Below are 518 nucleotides of genomic sequence, written 5' to 3' on the forward strand. Positions count from 1 at the left end.
GCTGTTTCATGCGCAAGGATCTTCGCGAATGACAAATAAACCAATCTCGAAAAGGAAGCTCACCCATCTCGACAATGACGGCGCCGCGCGAATGGTCGACGTGTCGGAGAAGCCGGTCACAGCCCGCAGCGCGACGGCGAGAGGCCGGATCGTCATGAAGGCATCGACACTCAGGCTCATTCTCGATGACAAGTTGAAAAAAGGAAACGCGATCGAGGTCGCCCGGCTTGCGGGCATCATGGCGGCGAAACGGACGGCAGACCTGATCCCTCTCTGCCATCCGCTCGCCATTTCGAAAGTCGAAGTCGAACTGCGCCCCGACAAGAAAACGAACTCTGTCGAAGTCGAGGCGACGGTGAAACTCACGGGCCAGACCGGCGTCGAGATGGAAGCGCTGACTGCCGTGTCGGCCGCATGCCTCACGCTTTACGATATGGCCAAGGCCGTGGATCGCGGCATGATGATCGGCGACATCCGGCTGACGGCAAAGTCCGGCGGCAAGTCGGGCGACTACAAGG

The 518-nt window shown here is 59.7% G+C and carries 1 protein-coding gene; it reads left to right on the forward strand.

Translation table 11 applies throughout. The features are described 5' to 3' along the window. Positions 1-28: 28 nt before the first annotated feature. Positions 29-518, forward strand: a 490-nt coding sequence (gene moaC, locus ACFC20_RS17820; RefSeq protein ID WP_375194148.1) for a cyclic pyranopterin monophosphate synthase MoaC, incomplete at its 3' end; no start/stop codon positions are given.

This window comes from Marinobacter sp., from assembly GCF_041984545.1.
Lineage (GTDB): Bacteria > Pseudomonadota > Gammaproteobacteria > Pseudomonadales > Oleiphilaceae > Marinobacter.